General features: G+C 53.4%; 1 protein-coding gene. It reads left to right on the top strand.

Annotated features, from left to right (window positions below; all coding sequences use genetic code 11):
• Window positions 1-998, top strand: a 998-nt coding sequence (gene tuf, locus H9644_RS21400) for an elongation factor Tu (protein WP_064530423.1), incomplete at both ends; no start/stop codon positions are given.

Genomic DNA, 998 nt, shown 5'->3' with positions numbered 1-998 from the left:
CAGATCGATAACGCGCCGGAAGAAAAAGCTCGTGGTATCACCATCAACACTTCTCACGTTGAATATGACACCCCGACCCGTCACTACGCACACGTAGACTGCCCGGGGCACGCCGACTATGTTAAAAACATGATCACTGGTGCTGCTCAGATGGACGGCGCGATCCTGGTAGTTGCTGCGACTGACGGCCCGATGCCGCAGACTCGTGAGCACATCCTGCTGGGTCGTCAGGTAGGCGTTCCGTACATCATCGTGTTCCTGAACAAATGCGACATGGTTGATGACGAAGAGCTGCTGGAACTGGTTGAAATGGAAGTTCGTGAACTTCTGTCTCAGTACGACTTCCCGGGCGACGACACTCCGATCGTTCGTGGTTCTGCTCTGAAAGCGCTGGAAGGCGACGCAGAGTGGGAAGCGAAAATCCTGGAACTGGCTGGCTTCCTGGATTCTTACATCCCAGAACCAGAACGTGCTATCGACAAGCCGTTCCTGCTGCCGATCGAAGACGTATTCTCCATCTCCGGTCGTGGTACCGTTGTTACCGGTCGTGTAGAACGCGGTATCATCAAAGTTGGTGAAGAAGTTGAAATCGTTGGTATCAAAGAGACTCAGAAGTCTACCTGTACTGGCGTTGAAATGTTCCGCAAACTGCTGGACGAAGGCCGTGCTGGTGAGAACGTAGGTGTTCTGCTGCGTGGTATCAAACGTGAAGAAATCGAACGTGGTCAGGTACTGGCTAAGCCGGGCACCATCAAGCCGCACACCAAGTTCGAATCTGAAGTGTACATTCTGTCCAAAGATGAAGGCGGCCGTCATACTCCGTTCTTCAAAGGCTACCGTCCGCAGTTCTACTTCCGTACAACTGACGTGACTGGTACCATCGAACTGCCGGAAGGCGTAGAGATGGTAATGCCGGGCGACAACATCAAAATGGTTGTTACCCTGATCCACCCGATCGCGATGGACGACGGTCTGCGTTTCGCAATCCGTGAAGGCGG

This window comes from Escherichia whittamii (assembly GCF_014836715.1).
Classification (GTDB): domain Bacteria; phylum Pseudomonadota; class Gammaproteobacteria; order Enterobacterales; family Enterobacteriaceae; genus Escherichia; species Escherichia whittamii.
The sequence above is the reverse complement of the archived record's forward strand: the minus strand, read 5'-3'. Positions and strand labels throughout refer to the sequence as shown.